Source organism: Haloferax sp. DFSO60, assembly GCF_046557615.1.
Taxonomy (GTDB): Archaea; Halobacteriota; Halobacteria; order Halobacteriales; family Haloferacaceae; genus Haloferax.
Window position 1 is genome coordinate 337,147 of the sequence record NZ_JBKIII010000001.1, and the last position, 20,627, is coordinate 357,773.

Sequence of the window (20,627 nt, forward strand, 5' to 3'; positions counted from 1 at the left end):
ACCAGCGTTACTTGACCTTGTGGGCGTCGGTTTCTACGGTCTGTGGGGTAGGAATGAGCGGCAGTTCGATGACGAACGTCGAACCCTGGGGTTCGTTATCTTCGACCCAGACTGCGCCGCTGAAGTTCGAGACGATGGTCTTGACGAGATAGAGACCGATACCCGTTCCACGACTTTCGAGGCCGCGTTCACCCTCACCGAACACCTGTTCTTTCCTGTCGTCGGGGATGCCCGGTCCGTCGTCGCTGATACTGACGGTCGCAGTGTCGTCGCTCACCGAGAGTGAGACGTCGATTGTCGGGTCGTCTTTTCGGCTGTGGACGACGGCGTTCTTCAGGACGTTCTCGAAGACAGAATCGAGGAGGTCGTTCGCCATGACGGTCGCTCGCGGGCACGACGAGAACGAGATAGTTGCGTTCGGGTAACCTTCGCGGAGGCCTTCGACGGCAGTGCTGAGCATGCCTCCGACCTCGACTTGCTGAATCCGGTCTCTGTCGTCGGTCGCGCGCATCAAATCTCCGAGGACGTCGGTCAACTCGACGGTGTGCATCGCCCGGCGAAGCGCCGTGTTGAGTTGCTCGCGGCCAGACTCGGAGAGCGATTCACGGTCTAACACGAGGTCGATGTACGACGTGACCAACTGCATATCGTTCCGAATGTCGTGGCGGACGATTCGATTGAACACTTCGAGTTCGGCGTTCCGCGCCTGCAACGAGAGTTCGTACTGTTTTCGGTGAGTCACGTCACGGACGGTAATTACCCCCCCAACCGGCGCAGATGACCGAGTGAGCGTGTGGCGTTTGAGTTCGATAAATCGGTCATCGACACCTGGAACTGGAAGGTCGAGCGGTTCGCCGTCGGCTTCGAGTTGGTCGTACAGTGGAATACACGCCATGGCTTCCGAGCCGACGAGTGAGTTTGTCGAGTTCAATAGCGTCGAGACGGAGTCGGTGACGTGGACGATTGTCTCGGTCGAATCGAGGACGACGAGCCCGTCTGCTGACCGCTCTCCGGCCATCGCGTACGCAAGCGGTCGGAGGTCGAAGAGTCTGTAGCGAAACACTGCGACCCCGAACGTGGCCGCCGGAATCGCCAACGAGACGGGTATCAAGTTCACCCCACCAGCCAGGGGCGGTGTCTGTGTCAGCTCGAACGCCGCGATAATCGGTGGGATGACCATCCCGCCGAGGAGGAGGTACGCCTGCATCCGAAACGGCGCAGACAGTTGCAGTGCGTAGTGTGCGATGACGCCGAGCGCGAGGAGCAACACGACGAAGTTGTAGCCGAGTCCGAAGATGCTCAGCGGGCCGTCGTGGACGTGGAGGAAGTGAACGCCGTTCTCGACGTAAATCTCCCACCCAGTGTACCCCAGTTGGTTCGGGTTGAACACGAGTGCGAGTACGAACAGCACCGGGACGACGTACAACACAGTCGCTGTTCTACGAGTGACCCACTCGTGTTTGTCCGTGTAGGCGAGTGCGAACAACAGAAACGCAGGTGGCGCGGCCGCCGCACCGACGTGAAGTGCGATGTACGCGGTCAATTTCGCGGAGGGGTCGATGAGGAGCAGTTTGACGACGCTTGCAGTGGTCCACACGGTAACGGTAGCGGCGAGTGCCGTGAACGGAACGATAAGCGAGTTCCCACGTTTTTGCCGACTAAACGAGACAGCATAGGCCGTGAGAAATGCACTCGTCACTGCCGCGAAGACCATCGGATACGCGTAGGTGGTGTCCTGCCACTGCATTCTACATCACGACCTTCTCTACCAACATTCAATTACGCGAAAGTTGATATCTTGGTGCCACATCTGATAGTCTTACAGACAATTCCATACCAAATAAAGACATTCATCGTTTCGTTTACCTGTCGGGCCCGAGGAATCGTAATCGAAGCACGTTACGCGATGTGAGAAGAGACACCATATGTCTCGAATGTGTCGAATTACAAATGCTTCTTGTGTTTCCTGAACTCACTCGTAGAGTTCTTCTTCCACGAGGTCAACCGCCTGTGAAACTGCACCGACAGTCGTCAGATAGCCCGCACCGACAGTCGCTTTCATCGCTTTTGCGGCACTCCCGCGGAAGATTTGCGGGCCGACCTGTGCGACTGCACTGTCCCCGACCGAGACTATCCACCCGGGAACGTCGAAGCGATACGGGTCTGGACGCGGTGGGAACTCGTCGTGGTCTTCGGAGAGTTCGTATCGCACTTGGTCTGCGATGTTCTTCCCGACGACCTTTGCCTCACGAATCGCCGCTGACGCGCTCGCGGGGACGGGTTCGCCGTCGGCATCGACCGCCCGGGCGGCATCGCCGACGACGAACGTCCGCGCGTCGAGTCGAAGGTCGGCACGGACCAGCGGGCGCTCGTTCTCCATCGCGTCGGCACCGCCGATACCGCCCGCCCAAATGAGCATCTCGTAGTCGATATCACCCGTGTCGGTCTCGACGGTCGATTCAGTTGCGCGTTCGACAGTCGTCCCCGTTCGAATCTCGACCCCACAGTCGAGCAACTCGTTGCGCACTGCCCGCTGGAAGGGTGGGTCGAACGCCGGAGCGACGGTGTTCAACTGTTCGAGAAGGACGATATCCGTCGCTGCGCTCTCCTCGTCACGGAGCGCGGCGAGTTCACCAGCGATTTGGATACCCGAGAGACCAGCACCACCGATGACGACCGTTCCGCCGTGGGTACACGATTCGAAGAAGCGTTCGCGGATGGCGGCGGCGTCGTCCAGACGCTTGAGGGGGAGAGCGTGTTCTTCGAGACCCGGAATCCCGAAGTACGTGGTTTCGCCGCCGAGACAGACCGCACAGTAGTCGTAGTCGAGCGAGTCGCCGTCAGTGAGGTGAACTCGTCGAGCCTCTCGGTCGAGGCCTGTCACACGGTCGGTGACGACGTTGGCGCGGTCGAACAGGTCCGACAGCGGGATAGAAATCGCGTCGGCGATAGCAGGGTGCCGAATCGCGCGGTGGACCTCGTGCTGGACGAGGTGCGTTGGAGCGTCGTTGACGACGGTGAGGTCGGCGCTGTCGGGGAGTTTGCGTTCGAGGTCGCGGGCGAGCGTTACCCCTGCGTAGCCAGCACCGAGTACGAGGACACGCATACTCGTTGTCAGGTGCGCGAAGAAAAAGAGGGTGACGGCGAGTTAGAACAGTGCTTCAGACTCGTCGAGGACTTCGGCGGGGCCACCGACGCTCCACACGTCGGTTTCGACGCCGCAGTCGGCGATTGCTTCTTCGATGCGTTCGACGTACTCTTCGGTCGTGTTGACGTAAACGCTCGCGCCCGTGTCGGTCGAGAAGTAGACGGGGATATCCTCTTCCTTGCGGAGTTGACGAACCGTGTTGAACACCTCGATGGTGCGTGGTTGCCAGTAGACCCATCCAGCCGGGCCGGTCATCGTGGTTGCGGCGAGCGACAGCGAGTCGTGCTCGGCGAGTTCGAAGGCGGCGTCGAAGTCGGCCTCGTAGAGTGCGTCGCGCATATCGTCTATCTGGGGGATGACGTGCGCCATCCGTGCCTGGAACATGTGGCTGTCCTCTGCCTCGGCGTGAGCCTGTTCGGTCTCCTTGTATGCGGGGACGTGCGCGGCGACGATTCGCAGGTCGTCTTCGAGGTCAGTCTCGATGCGCTCCGAGCGACAGTCGGTGTCGTTCATGCCCGAGTAGAGAATCGAGACGGCACCCGTGACGGCGCGAGCGGCGGACGCCGACCCGTGGCGGGCCACCGTCGAGATTTCGGGGTGTGTCATGTCGAGGCCAGCCGCCTCGGTGAGTGCCGTCGCGGCGGCGGCGAATCCTGATGCCGACGACCCGAACCCGATGTTCGAGGGGAAGGAGTTCTCACTCTCGAGTCGAACTCGGTGGTCGAAGTCAGCGAGTTCACGGACTCGGTCCACAACGTCACAAATACGCTCTGCGCCGCGACCGGTGACTTCCTCGCCGCCGATGACGTACACGTCTTCCTCTGCGTCGGGGAGGAACTCGACGGTGGTCTTCGTGTGACTCGGTGCGGTACAGACGCTGATGCTGTCGTGGTACGGCATTCGACGCTCCGAGTCTCGCATCCCGTGATACTTCACGAGGCCCTGAATTGGGTGGGCCTTGGCGGTGGCCTTCATAGACGAAAAGCCGTCAGACTGTGGGTTAAACGTCCCGATAGGTAACGGAACTCAGCGACGATGTCGCTGGTGCGGTGAGTTCCGGAGAGAAGTGCTCGCTCGTTGCGTGTTCGCTTAGTCTTCTGCGCGCTCTTCTGCGTGTCCGCGTTGCCAAACGTTCGTCACGCTCTCGCCTGCTGGTGGTGTGTGGCTCACGTCTCGCATCGTCTGTTTTGGTCGTGTTCGGTTGGTTTCGCTCATTGTGACAACCGGTGACACGGCAGGCAATAAGGTTTTCGCGGATATTATATTACGACTTATTATCATACTAGGACTATGGTCGGTGGGTACGGTGGGATACGAACGCGTCTCGAAACGACGCCCGATGGACGACGGCTCGTCGTCTCCCGTGTCATCTCGGCGTCCCCAGAGCGGTGCTGGTCGCTCGTGACCAACGTCGAGTACTGGACTGAGTGGGGACCGAGCGTCTCGGCGGTTCGCGGAGTTTCGGGTCGTATCGAACCGGGAAGCACCGGGGAAGTCCGGGTCGCAGGCGTGTGGGTTCCATTTACTATCGAGACCTGTGAGAAACATCGCTGGACGTGGCGCGTCGCGGGGATTCCGGCGACTGGCCACCGCGTTCGGTCGTGGGGGGTCGATTCGAGTCTCGTTTCGTTCGAACTACCTGTTGCGGCGGCACCCTACGCAGTCGTCTGTGCTGTTGCACTCGAACGAATAGACCGGCTTGCACAGAGAGGAGACTGAAAGAAGCGAAGAGAGGAGAGACGAGCGCCAACTAGAGGACGAAGACGAAGAGAGCGACGGCGACGACGAGAACGACAGCAATCGCGGCGAGCGTGAGTCCAGAACCGCCTGAAGAGTCCTGTGCCGCGGCTTCTGCCGCCGCTTCCTCTTCGTCGATTTCTTCGATTATTTCTTCGAACGCCTGTTCGTGCGGTTCGTAGTACTCGTCGATGACCCACTCGTCGAGTTCGTTCTCTTCGAGTGATTCGACGATGTCCGTGAGCGAGACGAGTTCGATGGGAACCGCCACGTCTTCGACTGGGACGAGGAGTTCGGGTTCGAACGTCTCGGGGTCGTCGTCCTCTCCCAACTCCGAGAGCTGTTCGTCGGTTGCGAACGCGTAGGCGAGCGTCTCGGCCGCATCGTCTTCGTCTCCGGTCGTCATGAGTTTGCCAACGACGCCGCGGTCCTCACAGCGGTCGGCGAACGCCGTCACCGTGTGTTCACTAAACTCGGCGGTCGCATCGACCCAGACCACTTCGCTCGGCGCGTCCTCGCCAGCGGGCGCAGCAAAGAGGAACGTCCGACCATCTCGTTCGACGCGCTTGGTCCGCTCGCCGCGCGCGTCGTAGAGCCGCTCGATGACGGTCGTGAGGTCATCAATTTCGAGAAGTGAGACTTCGTTCTCTAACGATACGTCGCTCATTCGTACGGAGGAACGATGTACGGCGAGATAAATTTTCCGTGGGAGTATCAAATACGATATTTGGAAGGCCTGTTTACGAGGGACGGACGAGTTCGAATCGGTCGGTCAACTTCGCGTACTCACTCCCGGCGAGTCGGCCCACCGCATCTAATTTCGTCGTGTCGAGTTTGCCGTCGGTGAGAATATCGTCCGCGACGTGCGCGTGGACGACCTCCCCGAGAACGAGCGTCGAAGAACCGACTTCCATGCTGTCGTAGAGCGTACACTCGAAAGAGACTGTGGCGTCCGCGACGCGTGGGGCGTCCACGACTGTCGCATCGGCTTTCTCGATGCCGACGTGTTCGAACTCGTCTACGTCTGCCGGAACTGTCGCAGCGGTTTGGTTCATCGCTTCGACGAGGTCTTCGGTGACGATGTTGACGACGAACTCGCCGTGTTCGATGGCGTTTCGCGGGGTGTCCTTCAGCGAGTCACCGTGGCCAACGGGTGCAAAGACGAGAACTGGTGGGTCGATGCTGGCGATGGTGAAGAAACTGTACGGCGCGAGGTTGTCGGCAGGTTCGCCGCGCGAACTCACCCACGCGATTGGGCGGGGGACGACTGCCCCCGACAAGAGCCGGTAGGGCGACCCGAAGTCGGTCGGTGACCCTTCCATTAGCGACCCTCCGCGACGTTTCTGGAACGCTCTCCGTGATGCGACTCGTGAGTGGCAGATTGTGTGTGCATACTGGTGAAAGAAGGTGGGACGTGGGAAGAAAGTGTGCCGTTAGAAGAGGCCGACACCGAGGGCGTAGGACCACGTTCCACTGCTGAGTGCGAGGAACGTGAGCGACCCGCCGAGGATGACGACGTTCTTCAGGAAGTTCGTCATCTCACTCTGCTGTTGGTCTTCGGGGACGGCCCAGAAGTCGTGGAACAGCGGCGTGCTGACGAGCATAAAGAGCGCGACGGCACCGGCGGCGAGTGTCGGGAACGCACCGATTGCGATACCGAGGCCACCGAAGACGAGCATGCCGCCGGAGAAGACGACACCCAACCGGGGTGCAGGAAGGCCCTTCATCTCGGCGTATCCTGTCATCTGGTCAACATTCATGAAGTGGTTGAGACCCATGAAGGCGATGACGGCACCGAAGAGGACACGTGCGAGGAGGAACGCGACGTCAGCACCCGGTGCAGAAAATTGTAGTGCGACGCTCATGCGGACACCTCGATCGGCGTGGTGGTCTGTTGTCTGTCGGTCGTCTCAGAGTCTGCGTTCATCACGTTACCAAGTACGGAGATGAACTCACATATATGTTCGCTGGCGTACATGTTACTGGGTGGCTAGCGGTGTACCGGGTGACAGAACTGATACTACCCCACTACCAAGTAAGTCTTAAATGACTGATATAACTCCGTGGTAGTCCAATTTCGCCTGAAACTCCCGGATTTGGTATTAAGGTCGTATCATAATGGAGTGTTTTGCCGAAAGATATACCCCCTCTGACACACGATTGTAATTGGGACGTGATTGACATGATTACAAATCAAAAATTGGGGACCAGCCATGAGTGAAGCCTGGAACGCAGCAGGCTACATCGCAAGTTCCCGATATCGACTCGCAGTCTGCGAGTACTTAGACGATAACGGCTCTGGATTACCGTCACGTATCGCCTCCGATACGGGACTGGCACAACCCCACGTGTCGCGCGCGCTTTCTGAACTTCGAGACAAGGAGATTGTGGAACTCCTCGTACCCGAATCGCAACAGAAGGGCCGACTCTACGGCCTGACTGAACTCGGTAGCGCTGCGCACAAGAAAGTCGCAATCGACCAACTCGGTGAGATTTCGGTCGTCGAGCGAGCGGAGTTCCCGAGTACCAACATAGTCGCCGAACTCACCGATGCCTACGGGGGTCACCTCCGAGGACTCGTCTGGTGTGAATCGGACCAGACGTGGGTACACTTCACCTCCGAAGAACTCACCGAAGACTACGACATCGACACGCTCAAGACACTGGTATCGACGCTTACGAACGGCGAACCAATCGACAATTCCGTCGGTGACTCGCCTGCTGGCGACGTTCAGTTCGTCGCCTACGGTCTCGAAGACGCACTCGTCGTCAGAGTCCAAGTGAGTACGGAGACAGAACTCCTCGTCTCTGTCGAGTTGGACTTCGACAAATCGATCACCGAACTCGCGGCGTCGTGCCAAGACATTCTACTTTCTGCCCCGCTCGAAGGGCGTGTTAACTAAGCTGGGTACCAACTGAACCCCATAATGGCGCGGTCAACGGTTATGGGAGTCGATGGCTGTCGAACCGGTTGGGTGTGCGCGTGTAATACCAGTGAAGCCCTCTCCATCGAAATCACAGATTCATTTTCTGCGGTGTGGCGACTCGCTGACTCGATCGATGCCGACCGAATACTCGTCGATATGCCCATCGGCCTTCCCGAGACGGGTCGTCGAACCTGTGACTCGGTTGCCCGAGAGCTGATGGGTCCACGCGCCGCAACGGTCTTTTTCGCACCAGTTCGCGCAGTACTCGATGCCTCCTCGCACGAGCGCGCGAGCGCAATGAATAAAGAGAAAAGCGGGTACGGACTGTCGATTCAGGCGTGGAATCTCGTTCCGAAGATTCGGGAAGTCGATACCGTGTTGCAGGAGAATAGCGATGCCCGCCAACAGGTACTCGAAGCACATCCAGAACTCGCGTTTCGTGCGTTTGCAGGGGAACCGCTTTCGACATCGAAATCGAGCAAGTCAGGGCGAAAACAGCGTCTCGAACTTCTCTGTGAGGTGTTTCCGACGGGAGACCCGCGTGTAGTGTACCGTGAAACGCTGGAACGAACGTACAGAAAAGACGTCGCCCGCGACGACGTCATCGACGCACTCGCTCTCGCAGCGAGCGCGACACACCCCTTAGAATCGATTCCGACATCGCCGCCGACAGACGCGACAGGACTCCCGATGGCGATTCACGCACCGACCACTCCAAACTAAGATGCACTTTCCAAACTACACCAATAACTAGCGGAAATTTGCGCATCATTATAATATATATCCAACAATAGTATACCGTACGTCCACTACGAGAAGACTTTTATGGATAGTGTTCAACTTATTATTCGGCGTGGTCGTTGTATCCATACTCACCGCCCAATGTACGCCCACTGCGTGACTTAGTACCAGCCAGTCAGTTAGTCAAAGTGGACGACCACGCTCGTGCCACCCGAATCCTCAACCGTGACCAACTCACCGGAGCGACAGCCACAGAGAACGAGTCAGTATTCGAGACCCTCTTTTCGACCCGGAATACTGTATTTGTCTTTGTGTGACGTATCTCGTTCACAATTAGTGTAGTCACAGAGGGCACGAACCCATCACCACGGTGCCGTCTTCGGTTCGTGACTACCCTGAGAGGTCGTTATGAAGAGCTATGCAGCCATCCTCCTCGCCCTGTTGCTCGTGCTATCTGCGGTCCCTTTCCCGGTCGCCGCCGATACGAAAGTCCCCGTTTTCCGTGCCTACGTCGTCGACCCAGTTCTCGAACCGGGTGCTGAGACGATGGTTCGCGTCGTCGTGACGAACGACCCGACAGACCCCGAAGACGTCTCCAAGACGGCCGAGAACGTCCGCGTTCGCCTCGACCCCGGTTCGACGCCGTTCACCGTCAAGACGGGCGACGTGTTCGTCGGGACGATGAACGACAGCGCGACCCGTGAGGTTGCCTTCCGCGTCGTCGCCCCCGCGAACGTCGAAGCAGGCGAGTACGACCTTCGGCTCAGAGTCACCTACGAGTTCGACGACGCACACCGCCGAACCTACGACCTCGACGTGCCGGTTCGCATCGAAGAGCGCGTCCGCTTCAGTGTCGTCGATGTCGAATCTTCTGCCCCCGTCGGTGGCGATGGCACGCTCGCCATTACGGTCCAGAACACCGGCGAACTCGACGCGAAAGACGCTATCGTCGTGGTCGAATCGCAGTCGCGTGATGTGACGTTCGACAATGCACCGCGAGCGAGCCAGTTCGCGCTCGACTGGCCCGCCGGAGAGAACCAGACGTTTATCTACGACACTTCGGTCGCACAGAATGCTTCGATGCGTGGCTACGCGCTCTCGGTGACTGTTGGGTACGAAGACCCCGACGGCGCACGCCTCGAATCACCCCCGCTCGCCGCCGGGTTCGTCCCGAGCCCTGAGCAGTCCTTTAGCCTCCAAGAGGTGACGAGTACCCTCCGCGTCGGCGATAACGGAAAAATCGAGGGTGTCGTCGTCAACGACGGAACCGCCCCCGTTCGGAACGCTGTCGTTCGCATCGAAATCCCCGAAGGGACCGCCGTGGCAACCGAGACCGAGTACGCAATTGGCGACCTCGAACCCGGAGCCAGTGCGCCGTTCAGTTTCGAAGTTGAAACTGCTGCGAACGCCGACGCTGGCCCACGACAGTTCACCGCAACCGTCACCTACCGCGATGCGAGCGGCGAACGCCGAACGAGCGAAGAACTCGATATTCGCGCCGAGGTAGCCCCCGAATCGCCCGAATTCGAGATTTCCGTCGAGAACGGCACGGTCGGACCGGGCCAGACCGAGGAGATACGCGTGACTATCACCAACGACCGCGACGAGACGCTCACCGACATCTCGGCAAAGCTCTACGTCGAAGCGCCGCTCTCGTCGTCGGACTCCGAGGCGTTCATCGACGAACTCGGTCCCGGCGAGTCAGCAACCCTGGTATTCTCGGTCGATGCCGAGGGCGGCGCGCTCGAAAAGCAGTACCCCGCCGAATTGGACTTCCGGTACGAAGACGGTGCAGGTGAAACCGTCGTCTCCGACGTGTACCGCATCCCCGTCACCATCGAGGACACCGGCGGGTCCGGCCTTCCATTCGGTCTGACGACGCCCGTTCTCGCCGTCGTCGTCCTCGTCGCGGCCGCCGGTGGTGCGGGTCTGCTCGTGTTCCGGCGACGGGAGCGATGAGCCGTGGCCCGATTCGAGTTCCAAGACTTCATCGACTGGGTTGACGATAGAATCGTCAATCGCTCACGACGAGTGATTCTCGTCTTTCTCGTCCTCACGCTGGTCTTTGGGGCCGGTCTTGGGGCCGTCGAAACGGAATCCGGAACCGAACAGTTCGCACAAGAAGTCCCAGAGGAGGAGGCGTTCACGCGAATCACCGAGGAGTTCTCCCCACCGTTCGAGGAGGGAGAGGGGAGTACGCAACTCATCCAGCGCGCGCCGAACGTTCTGACGCGAACCGAACTCCTGCGGATGCTCGAAGCACAGCAACGCCTCTCCGAGCGTGAAGACCTGCGGGTCGAATCGACCGCAAGCGCCGCTTCGGTCGTCGCACTGACGCTCGACCCGGATGCAACGACGCTGGACCGGCAGATAGTGACCGTCGAGAGCGCGACGAACAGTGAAATCGACGCCGCGATTCGCTCGAACGCCGAGAACCCGCAGTTCACTGCCCTGCTGGCAGACGATTTCAATCCGACCGCTCCCTCCGCCAGTGCGACCATCGCCGTCATCACGCATTCGCTCCCAATCGCCGAAGAGACCGGCGCAGGACAGGGCGGTGAAAGCCCGTTGACGCCGATTCAGCGCAAAGCCGTCGGCGTGGTCGAAACGGTCGGTGGCGACATCTCCGTGTTCGGGTCGGGCATCATCGCCGACGAGTTCGGGACCGTCATCACCGACTCGCTCATCATCGTCGTGCCCGCCGCAGTCCTCTTTATCGTCTTCTTTCTGGTCATCGCTTACCGCGACCTCGTGGACCTGATTTTGGGGGCCGTCGCACTCGGCATGGCACTCGTCTGGACGTTCGGCTTCCTCGGTCTCGCGAGGATTCCGTTCAACCAAATCATGATTGCCGTCCCGCCGTTGTTGCTCGCAGTCGGCATCGACTTCGGCATCCACGCGGTCAATCGCTACCGTGAGGACCGCGCCGATGGCTACGACGTGGGCGACGCCATGCGCAAAGCGACCGACCAACTCCTCGTCGCCTTCTTCATCGTGACCGGAACCACTGTCATCGGATTTCTTTCGAACCTCGTGAGCAACCTCACACCGATTCGGGACTTCGGTGTCGTCGCCGCCATCGGCATCGTGTTCACGTTCTTCGTCTTCGGTATCTTCCTCCCGGCGGCGAAAGTCGAAATCGACCGACTCCGCCAACGCTACCCGATTCCAACGTTTAGCCAATCTCCACTTGGCCGCGAAGGTTCGTCGCTCGGGACCGTCCTCCGCGTCGGCGTCGCGCCCGCGCTTCGCGCGCCGTTCGTCGTCGTCGTCATCGCACTCCTGCTCTCGGGGGCGGCGATGTGGTACGCGACGGGTGTCGATACCGAATTCGGCCAAGAAGACTTCCTTCCGCCCGCCGAAGCACCCGCCTATCTGAAGTCGCTCCCCGAACCCTTCGCGCCCGGCGAGTACTCTGTTGTCGCCGATATCGAGTTCCTCGAAGACCGATTCGCCGCCTCCCAAAGCGGTATCGTCACCCTCTATATCGAGGGGCGAACGACGAACGACGCGTTCCTCGAAGAACTCCATCGTGCCTCACAAGACCCACCAGATACCGTCATCTCGGTCAACCGCGAGGCGGACGCGACGAGTATCCTCACTATCATCCAAGACGAGGCCGACCAGAATCCGGAGTTTGCGACGCTCGTCGCTCGCCACGATAGAGACGGTGATGGCATCCCCGACCGCGACCTCGAATCGGTCTACGATGCACTCTTCGAGACAGAATCAGCACCGCTCGCTGCGGAGTATCTCTCGGAGGACTATCGGAGTGCCCGCGTCGATTACCGTGTTCGCGCAGACGCCAGCGACGACGACGTCGTTGCAGACGCCCAAATCCTCGAAGACCGACTCCGAACCCCCGCGACGGCGACGGGCACAATCGTCGTCTTCTCGGCGATTTCCGACTTGATTTTGGACTCCGCCATCCAGAGTCTCGCGCTCTCGATGATTGGGACGGGAATCTTCCTCATTCTCGTCTACTGGTGGTTGGAAGGAAAACCCTCGCTCGCGCTCGCAAATCTCGTCCCGATTCTCGTCGCCGTCACCTTCGTCGCCGGGACCATGCGCCTGTCGAACATCTCGTTCAACGCCTTCACCGCGACGGTTCTCGCGCTCACCATCGGTCTCGGCGTCGATTACTCGGTCCACATCGTCCACCGATTCATCGACGAGCGCGCCGAACACGACTTGGAGACCGCACTCGACAGAACGGTTCGCGGCACTGGCGGCGCACTCGCTGGGAGTATGTTGACCACGGTGTTCGGACTGGGTGTCCTCGTCCTCGCCGTGCTGTCGATTCTTGGCCAGTTCGGGCTTCTAACGGGTGCGAGTATCTTGTACTCGTTCCTCGCGTCGATACTCGTTCTCCCGTCTGCACTCGCCCTGTGGGACCGATTCAGTGGAAACAATCCACTCGTCCCACTCGGTCCCTCAGCCCCCGAATATGGCCCGATGCCAGCGTCCGACTAATTCACCCTATGCCATACTCCCGATACCGAACATTCGCGTCGTCCCCCACGAGGTGACGACGATGCCGACGATGAAGGCGGCGAGCGCCCCCATCATCGGGAACGGGTCGAGCGCCGGACCGCCGAGAAACGGCCCGCGAACGATGAGAAACGCCGACCCAAGTGCGAGTCCCAAACCGACGCTCGAAACCATTGACAAGAAGAGTTGTATCACTCCAATCCCACGTGTGTCCCCACGGAAGTTCATGGGTTTTCTACTCGCCGAAGCCCTCTTGAACGATTTGGCCGTTTTTCAGACCAATTAGTATCTAATTTCGAACCCGCGTGCGCCTTCGGGGTCGGTGTAATCAACATCGACGCCCTCGACCCGGGCCATCGGACTACCGTCGTAACACCACTCGACGACCGATTCGACGCTCTCTCGTGGGCCTTCGAACACGGCTTCGACGCGGCCATCTTCGAGATTCTTCACCCAGCCATCGACGCCGTGTTCGCGGGCGGTATCGCGGGTCGTCGCTCGATAATAGACACCTTGGACACGGCCGCTGACGTAGACGTGTGCGCGGATGCGGTCGCTCATACCACACCTTCGCCCGCAGAACCCAAAGGCGTGGTGTCTGCGAGTCTTTCACGGGGGCCGACCGAATCGTGAGTATCTAAGTACGGCCCACGCAACCCACGACACATGGAACTCTTCGGCACTGCCGGTATTCGCGGTCCCGTGGCGACTCGGGTGACGCCCGAACTCGCACTGCGTGTGGGCCGCGCTGCCGGACTCGCCGCACTCGAATCGGACGGCCCAAGCGAGTTCGTCGTCGGCCGAGATGGACGAACTACCGGACAGGGCCTCGCCGCGGCCGTCGAGGCCGGGTTACTCTCCGCAGGCGCGGACGTGAGCCGAATCGGCGTCGTCCCCACGCCGACGCTCGCGTTCGCCTCGCAAGGTCGTCGCGGCGTCATGCTCACCGCTTCGCACAACCCACCGGCGGACAACGGAATCAAGATGTTCGTCGATGGGCAGGAGTACGACCGCGACCTCGAACAGGATATCGAGCGCCGCGTCGAAGCAGGCGCCGACCCCGTTGCGTGGGACCAGTGGGGCGCTCGCGGCGACCTCGACGTTCTCAAGACGTATCGCACCGCAGTCGTCGAATTCGCCGAGCAACACGGCGTCTCCGCTGAAGGGTTGAACGTCGCCGTAGACTGCGGAAACGGTATGTCCGCGCTCGGCACGCCACAGGTTCTCCGCGACCTTGGCGCGCACGTGGTCACGCTCAACGCCCAGGTCGATGGTCACTTCCCCGGACGTGAGTCCAAGCCAACGCCCGAGACGCTCAAAGACCTCCGCGCGTTCGTCGCTGAGGGCGACTTCGACTTCGGCATCGGCCACGACGGCGACTCCGACCGCATCGTCATCATCGACAGCGAGGGCGAAGTCGTCCACGAAGACACGATTATCGCCATCGTCGCCGAGCACTACGTCCGCACGAGCGACGTTGTCGACCCCGTCGTGGTGACGACGCCGAACGCCTCCGGTCGTATTGACGAACGCGTACGCGAGGCAGGCGGGCGCGTCGAGCGCGTCCGACTCGGTGCGCTTCACGAAGGAATCGCCAGCGCCCGCGCGGATGGTGGTGACGTGGTGTTCGCCGCCGAACCGTGGAAACACATCCATACGGCCTTCGGTGGCTGGATAGACGGCGTTGCCTCCGCGGCACTCATCACGCGACTCGTCGCCAAATCCGGCCTCGACGGCCTGCGCGAACCCGTCACCGAGCGCCCGTACCGCAAAATCAGTATCACCTGCCCCGACGAGAAGAAAGCACCAGCGATGGAGGCACTCGAAACGTCGCTTCCCGAGGGACTCGACCCCGAATCGGTCGATACCGAGTACGGCGTCCGCCTCGAATTTGCCGACGCATCGTGGACGCTCGTTCGCCCGTCGGGAACGGAACCCTACATTCGCGTCTACGCCGAGGCCGACGACGTGGACGACCTCGTCGCCCGTGTGAGTGACGTCGTCGAAGCCGAAATCGACGCTGCGTAAGCGACGACATCGTCGCTCGGTGATGTGTCTTTTTTGTAGACAAAACAGCAGACAACTATCCAGACGGGGATAGTTGACATCCCGAACTTGTCCACTTAGAGTGCAGGCCTGTGTGTATCTGCAGGGTGTCTGCGGCGAGAAACGACACCTTTATCCAATTTTCAGTACCCCGATATCAATAGGAGTTCATAGACATGGACAGACGAAAATTCGTCAAATCGGCAGGGGTTGCAGGGCTCGTTGGTCTCGCAGGATGTACGGGCGGTCCATCCGGAGAAAACGGCCAAGAAGAGACGACCGAGAGCGGTGGCGAAGAGACCACCGAAAGCGGTGGCGAGCAGACGACCACCGAAGAAGAGATGTCCGGGCCATCGGCCAACGTCGGCATGGTCTACGCACTCGGCGGCCTCGGTGACAAGTCGTTCAACGACGCCGCAAAGCGTGGTGTCGAGCAGGCTGAGTCCGAACTCGGTATCTCGTACGACGAAGCACAGCCATCTGCGGCAGAAGAGTTCCCGCAGTTCCAGCGCCGCTTCGCACAGTCGTCGAACCCGGACTACGACCTCGTCTCGTGTATCGGCTTCGCGCAGGCATCTGCGCTCACCGAGACGGCACCGAACTTCCCGGAACAGAACTTCATGATCGTGGACAGCGTCGTCGAGCAAGACAACGTTGCAAGCTACGTGTTCCGCGAAGAACAGGGTTCGTTCCAGGTCGGTTACCTCGCCGGTCTGCTCACGACCCAGGACTTCTCCGCAGGCAGCGGTTCGACGAACCCCGACCAGAAGAACGTCGGCTTCGTCGGTGGTGTTGACGCACCGCTCATCCGCAAGTTCCAGGCTGGCTTCGAGGCCGGTGTCGCCTACGCTGACGAAGAAATCTCCGTTGACGTTGCGTACGCTGGTTCGTTCTCCGACTCCGCCAAGGGGAAGGAAATCGCAACCTCGATGTACGAAAACGGCGCAGACATCGTCTACCACGCCGCCGGTGGCGTCGGTCTCGGTGTCTTCCAGGCCGCAAAGGAGCAGGGCAAGTTCGCAATCGGTGTCGACTCTGACCAGTCGGTCACCGAGCCGAACTACGCAGACGTCATCCTCGCCTCGATGGTCAAGCGTGTCGAGACGGCAGTCTACACCTCCATCGAGAACGTCGTCGACGACTCGTTCAACGGCGGCGAAGCAGTCACCCTCGGTCTCGAAGAAGAGGGTGTCGGCGTCGCCTACGGTGCCGAACTCGGTGCCGAAATCTCGGACGACATCAAGGCAGAACTCGATGCATCCGCCGAAGCCATCATCTCCGGCGACATCGAAGTCCCGACGACCGTCGAATAACTCGACTCGACTCTACACTTTTTAGCGACCGTCGAAGCCAGTGAGCGACGGCGCTATTTGGGGTGCGAATATTGCCGGTTTCCGACGTCAATTTCTCGAACGCTCTTGCTCGTTGACTCATTCAATTCGACGCACAGGGCCATAGACCGCGTGTGGAAGGCTACCGAAGCGAAGCGAATCCCACGAGTTTAAGCGAACCCCCCCGAAAAAAGGTTCAAGATGAGCACCGCCGTTCATCTCGACGGAATCACCAAACGGTTCCCCGGCGTCATCGCTAACGACGACGTGGACCTGACCGTCGAGCAAGGCACGGTGCACGCACTTCTGGGTGAAAACGGGGCCGGGAAGACGACGTTGATGAACGTCCTCTACGGACTCTACGAACCCACGGAGGGGACTGTCAACATCAACGGCGAACCGCAGGACTTCAACAATCCTGGGGACGCAATCGCCGCCGGTGTCGGGATGATTCACCAGCACTTCATGCTGGTCGACCCCATGACAATTGCTGAGAACATCGTTCTCGGCAACGAACCGCGAAAGTGGTTCGGAACCACCGTTGACCGGGAGCGCGCGCGCCAAGAAGTCGTCGAGCTTTCACAACGATACGGATTCGACGTCAACCCTGACGACACCGTCGAAGACGTCAGTGTCGGTGTCCAGCAACGCGTCGAGATTCTCAAGGCACTCTACCGCGGTGCTGATATCCTCATTCTGGACGAACCGACGGCAGTTCTGACCCCCCAAGAGGTCGAAGAACTGTTCGCCGTCTTCGAGGAACTCACCGCACAGGGGAAGACGATTATCTTCATCAGCCACAAGCTCGGTGAAGCGATGCACGCCGCCGACGACATCACCGTCCTCCGCGACGGCAAGAACGTCGGGACGGTCGATGCCAAAGACACCTCGCGCGAAGAACTCGCCGAGTTGATGGTCGGCCGCGAAGTCCTGCTCGAACCCAAGAGCGAACCCCGTGAACCGGGCGAGCAGGTTCTCTCTGTCGAAGGCGTCAACGCCAACGACAACCGTGGCATCCCCGCCGTCAACGACGTGTCGTTCGAAATCCGCGAAGGCGAGGTGTTCGGTATCGCGGGCGTCGATGGCAACGGCCAGTCGCAACTCGTCGAAGTCATCACCGGCCTTCGGAACCCCACTTCTGGCCGCGTCACCTACAAGGGCCGTGATGTCACGCACTCCTCTCGTCGCTCTCGCATCGACGACGGGATGGCGTACGTCCCCGAGGACCGCCACGAACGCGGCCTCGTGATGGACTTCGACCTCGTGCAAAACGGCATTCTCGGGAGTCAGCACAGCCCCGAGTTCTCCGCTAACGGTGCAATCGACTGGACGAGCGCACGCCAGCACGCTGAAGACATTATCAAATCGTACGACGTTCGCCCGCCGCACCCTGATGCGGATGCTGAATCGTTCTCCGGCGGGAACCAGCAGAAGTTCATCGTGGGGCGTGAGTTCGAACGGAACCCCGATTTCGTCGTCGCCACGCACCCGACACGCGGTGTGGACATCGGCGCGATGGAGTTCATTCACGAACGCCTGTTGAACCTGCGGGCACAGGGCAAAGCAGTGCTTCTCATCTCTTCGAAACTCGACGAGGTGCAGGGGCTTTCGGACCGACTCGGCGTCATGCACGACGGCGAACTCATGGACATCGTAGACCCACGCAACACGACCGAAGAAGAGATTGGCCTGCTCATGGCCGGTGAACGACCGGACTCGGACGCCGACGAGGCGAACGCAACCGTTGGTGACGCCCAATGAGCGCAAAAGAAAACGCACAGGAGATTCTTCGGCGTCTCACCTCGGCGTCTGCCGCAGAGCGCATCCTCATCAGTTTTGCCGCGCTCATCATGGCAGTCATCGTCGGTGCAGTCATCGTCCTCATCTCCGGTCGTGTGGCAACCTGCCAGACCGCCGCGACGACGATTCTCGGCGTCGGGTTCTGTTACGACCCGATTCAGGTGTATCTCGTGTTGTTCAACGGGGCGCTCGGCGAACCGTTCCTCGTGAACAGTCCGGGGCTAATCAAACCACTCAACCCGAACTGGAACCCACTCAACTTCGGGCTCGCACTCACGCTCAAGGAGACGACGCTCCTCATCTTCACCGGTCTCTCGGTGGCAGTCGCCTTCCGTGCGGGACTGTTCAACATCGGAACCCAGGGACAACTCATCCTCGGCGCGCTGGCGACGGCGCTCTTCGCGTACTTCGTCGCGCCGATTCTCCCTGGCGGCGTTCTCGGTGGCCTCATCCTGATTCCACTCGCTATCTTCGTCGGCGCGCTCGTCGGCGGTCTCTACGGGGCGATTCCGGGTGCGCTCAAGGCATACGCGGACGCGAACGAGGTCATCACGACCATCATGCTCAATTTCATCGCCGCGCAGGTGGCGTTCGTTCTCGTCAGTGAGTTCTTCCGCAATCCCGACTCGCAAGTCGTCGAGACGACGCCGCTGCCTGACTTTGCGACGCTGCTTCCGGTCGCGTTCCCACAGGGTGGTGACTTCTCGATTCTCGCACTCCTGTTCGGACTCGCGCTCGTCGTCGTCGTCTGGTATCTGCTCGAACAGACCTCGTTCGGGTACGACCTCCGGACGAGTGGCGAACAACCCGAGGCCGCCGAATACGGTGGCGTCGATGCCAAGCGCACGACGGTCATGAGCATGTTCCTTTCCGGTGCCCTCGGTGGTATCGGCGGAGCGATTTGGGTACTCATGGTCATGGGCAAGTTCCAGGCGGGCGTCCCCTCGCTCGGGTTCGACGGCATCACGGTGACGATTCTCGCGGGTAACAACCCGTTCGGAATCATCCCCGCGTCGCTCCTGTTCGGGACGCTCAAGTCCGGGTCGCTCGCGGTGCAGTTCCAGACGGGCGTTCCGAAACAACTAGTGGGGGTCCTCCGCGGCCTCATCATCCTCTTTGTCGCCATGCCGGAGTTCTTCCGCATGCTCGGGTCGTACGTCAATCTCGAACCCGACACCGATGCGGTTGCAACGGATGGCGGCTCCCTCCTCGGAGGTGACGACGAATGAGTACGACAACAATCGACCGACTCCGTGACACCGAACTGTCCTATCGAGCGACGCTCGTCGGCGGCGCAGCGAGCGTCTTCCTTCTCATCGCTATCCTCGGTGTCGTCTTCCCGCAGAGTATCTGGGCAAACCTCCTCGGCATCCTTACCAGTCGCAGTACGCTCTCGTCGGCGCTGCGTCTCTCCGTGCCGATTACCTTCGCCGCACTGGGCGGTATCTTCTCCGAGAAAGCCGGTATCGTCAACATCGGTCTCGAAGGCCTGCTCATCGTTTCGGCCTTTACGGCTATCATTACGACGGCCGTCATCGGTCCGCAGATGACTATCGTCGGTCTGCCAGCTCTCTGGATTGGCTTCTTCGCAGGCATCCTCGCGTCGGTGCTGTTCTCGGCACTCTTCGCGGTCGTCTGCATCCGATTCAAAGCCGACCAGATTATCGCCGGTCTCGCGGTGTGGCTTATCGCACTCGGCCTCGCGCCGTTCGCCGCAACCGTCTACTACGGCGGTGTCAACACCAACAACCTCGGTACGTCGCTCGGCACGTGGACGATTCCGGGTCTCGCACAGATTCCGTTCTTCGGCGCGTTCTTCGACGCCGACCCATCGGTCTACATGATGCTCGTCGCGGTTCCGGCCTCGTGGTTCGTCCTCAACCGGACGGCCTTCGGCCGCCACATCCGCGCCTCTGGTGAGAACCCGAAGGCACTCGACACGGTTGGTGTCGACGTCAGCCGCGTCCGCTACGCGGGCGTTCTGCTCTCCGGGTTCCTCACCGGCATCGGTGGGGCCGCACTGTCGCTCGGTCTCGGCCAGTTCATCGGCAACGACCAGACGATGGTCAACGGCAAGGGATTCATCGCAATCGTCGCCTACCTCTTCGGGAACTACAACCCGCTCGGTGCGTTCGGTGCGTCGTTCCTCTTTGCCGGACTGGAAGCCGTCCAGATTCGCCTCCAGCAGGTTCCGGGCTACGCGGTTCCGGACTCGCTCATCCAGACGATACCATACGTCACGGTGATTGTCGTCCTCGCGCTCGTCGGACGCACGCGCATCCCGGCGGCGGCAGGCGAACACTACGACTCGGGCGACGACAACCGGTAACCGACGGATTCACCCCTCGATTTCTGATTCTTTCCTTCGACGAGCGACGCGTCTTGCCTCGTTCGGCCGGTGCGGGA

Annotated in this window: 19 protein-coding genes; 10 read left to right on the top strand and 9 right to left on the bottom strand. The window is 60.4% G+C overall.

Features of this window, described 5'->3' with window-relative positions; all coding sequences use genetic code 11:
• Positions 1 to 7: 7 nt before the first annotated feature.
• The 4 genes from ACK509_RS01700 to ACK509_RS01715 all read right to left on the bottom strand — a co-directional run bounded on the left by ACK509_RS01700 (position 8) and on the right by ACK509_RS01715 (position 4,363).
• Positions 8 to 1,747: a histidine kinase N-terminal 7TM domain-containing protein gene (locus tag ACK509_RS01700; protein WP_410764768.1), complete on the bottom strand. Its 1,740-nt coding sequence runs from the start codon at positions 1,745 to 1,747 to the stop codon at positions 8 to 10.
• A 225-nt stretch (positions 1,748 to 1,972) separates the two neighbouring features.
• Positions 1,973 to 3,106: an NAD(P)/FAD-dependent oxidoreductase gene (locus tag ACK509_RS01705; RefSeq protein WP_410764769.1), complete on the bottom strand. Its 1,134-nt coding sequence runs from the start codon at positions 3,104 to 3,106 to the stop codon at positions 1,973 to 1,975.
• A gap of 42 nt (positions 3,107 to 3,148) precedes the next feature.
• On the bottom strand, positions 3,149 to 4,123 hold the full coding sequence (mvaD, locus tag ACK509_RS01710) for a phosphomevalonate decarboxylase MvaD (RefSeq protein WP_410764770.1): 975 nt from the start codon (positions 4,121 to 4,123) through the stop codon (positions 3,149 to 3,151).
• 114 nt (positions 4,124 to 4,237) lie between these two features.
• The gene (locus ACK509_RS01715; RefSeq protein WP_410764771.1) at positions 4,238 to 4,363 is read right to left on the bottom strand and encodes a hypothetical protein; all 126 of its coding nucleotides are present in this window, start codon (positions 4,361 to 4,363) and stop codon (positions 4,238 to 4,240) included.
• 75 nt (positions 4,364 to 4,438) lie between these two features.
• Between ACK509_RS01715 and ACK509_RS01720 the strand changes: the two genes are divergently transcribed.
• Positions 4,439 to 4,867, top strand: coding sequence for an SRPBCC family protein (locus ACK509_RS01720; RefSeq protein WP_410764772.1), 429 nt, complete (start codon positions 4,439 to 4,441; stop codon positions 4,865 to 4,867).
• A gap of 31 nt (positions 4,868 to 4,898) precedes the next feature.
• Here ACK509_RS01720 and ACK509_RS01725 read toward each other — a convergent pair whose 3' ends face one another.
• From ACK509_RS01725 to ACK509_RS01735, 3 genes are all read right to left on the bottom strand, one after another.
• Positions 4,899 to 5,552, bottom strand: coding sequence for a hypothetical protein (locus tag ACK509_RS01725; RefSeq protein ID WP_410764773.1), 654 nt, complete (start codon positions 5,550 to 5,552; stop codon positions 4,899 to 4,901).
• Between the two features lie 73 nt (positions 5,553 to 5,625).
• Positions 5,626 to 6,207, bottom strand: a complete 582-nt coding sequence (locus ACK509_RS01730; protein ID WP_410764774.1) for a flavin reductase family protein — start codon at positions 6,205 to 6,207, stop codon at positions 5,626 to 5,628.
• A 111-nt stretch (positions 6,208 to 6,318) separates the two neighbouring features.
• Complete coding sequence (locus ACK509_RS01735; protein WP_410764775.1) at positions 6,319 to 6,750, bottom strand: DoxX family protein; 432 nt, start codon at positions 6,748 to 6,750, stop codon at positions 6,319 to 6,321.
• A gap of 348 nt (positions 6,751 to 7,098) precedes the next feature.
• Between ACK509_RS01735 and ACK509_RS01740 the strand changes: the two genes are divergently transcribed.
• From ACK509_RS01740 to ACK509_RS01755, 4 genes are all read left to right on the top strand, one after another.
• The gene (locus ACK509_RS01740) at positions 7,099 to 7,788 is read left to right on the top strand and encodes an ArsR family transcriptional regulator (RefSeq protein ID WP_410764776.1); all 690 of its coding nucleotides are present in this window, start codon (positions 7,099 to 7,101) and stop codon (positions 7,786 to 7,788) included.
• 24 nt (positions 7,789 to 7,812) lie between these two features.
• Complete coding sequence (locus ACK509_RS01745; protein ID WP_410764777.1) at positions 7,813 to 8,535, top strand: DUF429 domain-containing protein; 723 nt, start codon at positions 7,813 to 7,815, stop codon at positions 8,533 to 8,535.
• 426 nt (positions 8,536 to 8,961) lie between these two features.
• Positions 8,962 to 10,512: a COG1361 S-layer family protein gene (locus ACK509_RS01750; protein WP_410764778.1), complete on the top strand. Its 1,551-nt coding sequence runs from the start codon at positions 8,962 to 8,964 to the stop codon at positions 10,510 to 10,512.
• A 3-nt stretch (positions 10,513 to 10,515) separates the two neighbouring features.
• The gene (locus ACK509_RS01755; protein WP_410764779.1) at positions 10,516 to 13,026 is read left to right on the top strand and encodes an efflux RND transporter permease subunit; all 2,511 of its coding nucleotides are present in this window, start codon (positions 10,516 to 10,518) and stop codon (positions 13,024 to 13,026) included.
• Positions 13,027 to 13,032: 6 nt separating this feature from the next.
• Here ACK509_RS01755 and ACK509_RS01760 read toward each other — a convergent pair whose 3' ends face one another.
• Together ACK509_RS01760 and ACK509_RS01765 are read right to left on the bottom strand one after the other, a co-directional pair.
• Positions 13,033 to 13,272 (bottom strand): hypothetical protein, encoded by a 240-nt coding sequence (locus ACK509_RS01760; RefSeq protein ID WP_410764780.1) that lies wholly within the window; start codon positions 13,270 to 13,272, stop codon positions 13,033 to 13,035.
• Positions 13,273 to 13,326: 54 nt separating this feature from the next.
• The gene (locus ACK509_RS01765; protein WP_410764781.1) at positions 13,327 to 13,605 is read right to left on the bottom strand and encodes an acylphosphatase; all 279 of its coding nucleotides are present in this window, start codon (positions 13,603 to 13,605) and stop codon (positions 13,327 to 13,329) included.
• Positions 13,606 to 13,710: 105 nt separating this feature from the next.
• Here ACK509_RS01765 and ACK509_RS01770 point away from each other — a divergent pair, with 105 nt between their 5' ends.
• From ACK509_RS01770 to ACK509_RS01790, 5 genes are all read left to right on the top strand, one after another.
• On the top strand, positions 13,711 to 15,072 hold the full coding sequence (locus ACK509_RS01770) for a phosphopentomutase/phosphoglucosamine mutase (RefSeq protein ID WP_410764782.1): 1,362 nt from the start codon (positions 13,711 to 13,713) through the stop codon (positions 15,070 to 15,072).
• A 194-nt stretch (positions 15,073 to 15,266) separates the two neighbouring features.
• Positions 15,267 to 16,403, top strand: a complete 1,137-nt coding sequence (locus ACK509_RS01775; protein WP_410764783.1) for a BMP family lipoprotein — start codon at positions 15,267 to 15,269, stop codon at positions 16,401 to 16,403.
• 219 nt (positions 16,404 to 16,622) lie between these two features.
• Positions 16,623 to 18,182 carry an ABC transporter ATP-binding protein gene (locus ACK509_RS01780; protein ID WP_410764784.1) on the top strand — a complete coding sequence of 520 codons (1,560 nt, stop codon included), beginning with the start codon at positions 16,623 to 16,625 and terminating at the stop codon, positions 18,180 to 18,182.
• Positions 18,179 to 19,450: an ABC transporter permease gene (locus ACK509_RS01785; RefSeq protein WP_410764785.1), complete on the top strand. Its 1,272-nt coding sequence runs from the start codon at positions 18,179 to 18,181 to the stop codon at positions 19,448 to 19,450. The genes ACK509_RS01780 and ACK509_RS01785 overlap by 4 nt, the downstream gene beginning before the upstream one ends.
• Positions 19,447 to 20,550 (top strand): ABC transporter permease, encoded by a 1,104-nt coding sequence (locus tag ACK509_RS01790; protein ID WP_410764786.1) that lies wholly within the window; start codon positions 19,447 to 19,449, stop codon positions 20,548 to 20,550. Before ACK509_RS01785 ends, ACK509_RS01790 begins: the two co-directional genes overlap by 4 nt.
• Positions 20,551 to 20,627 lie beyond the last annotated feature (77 nt).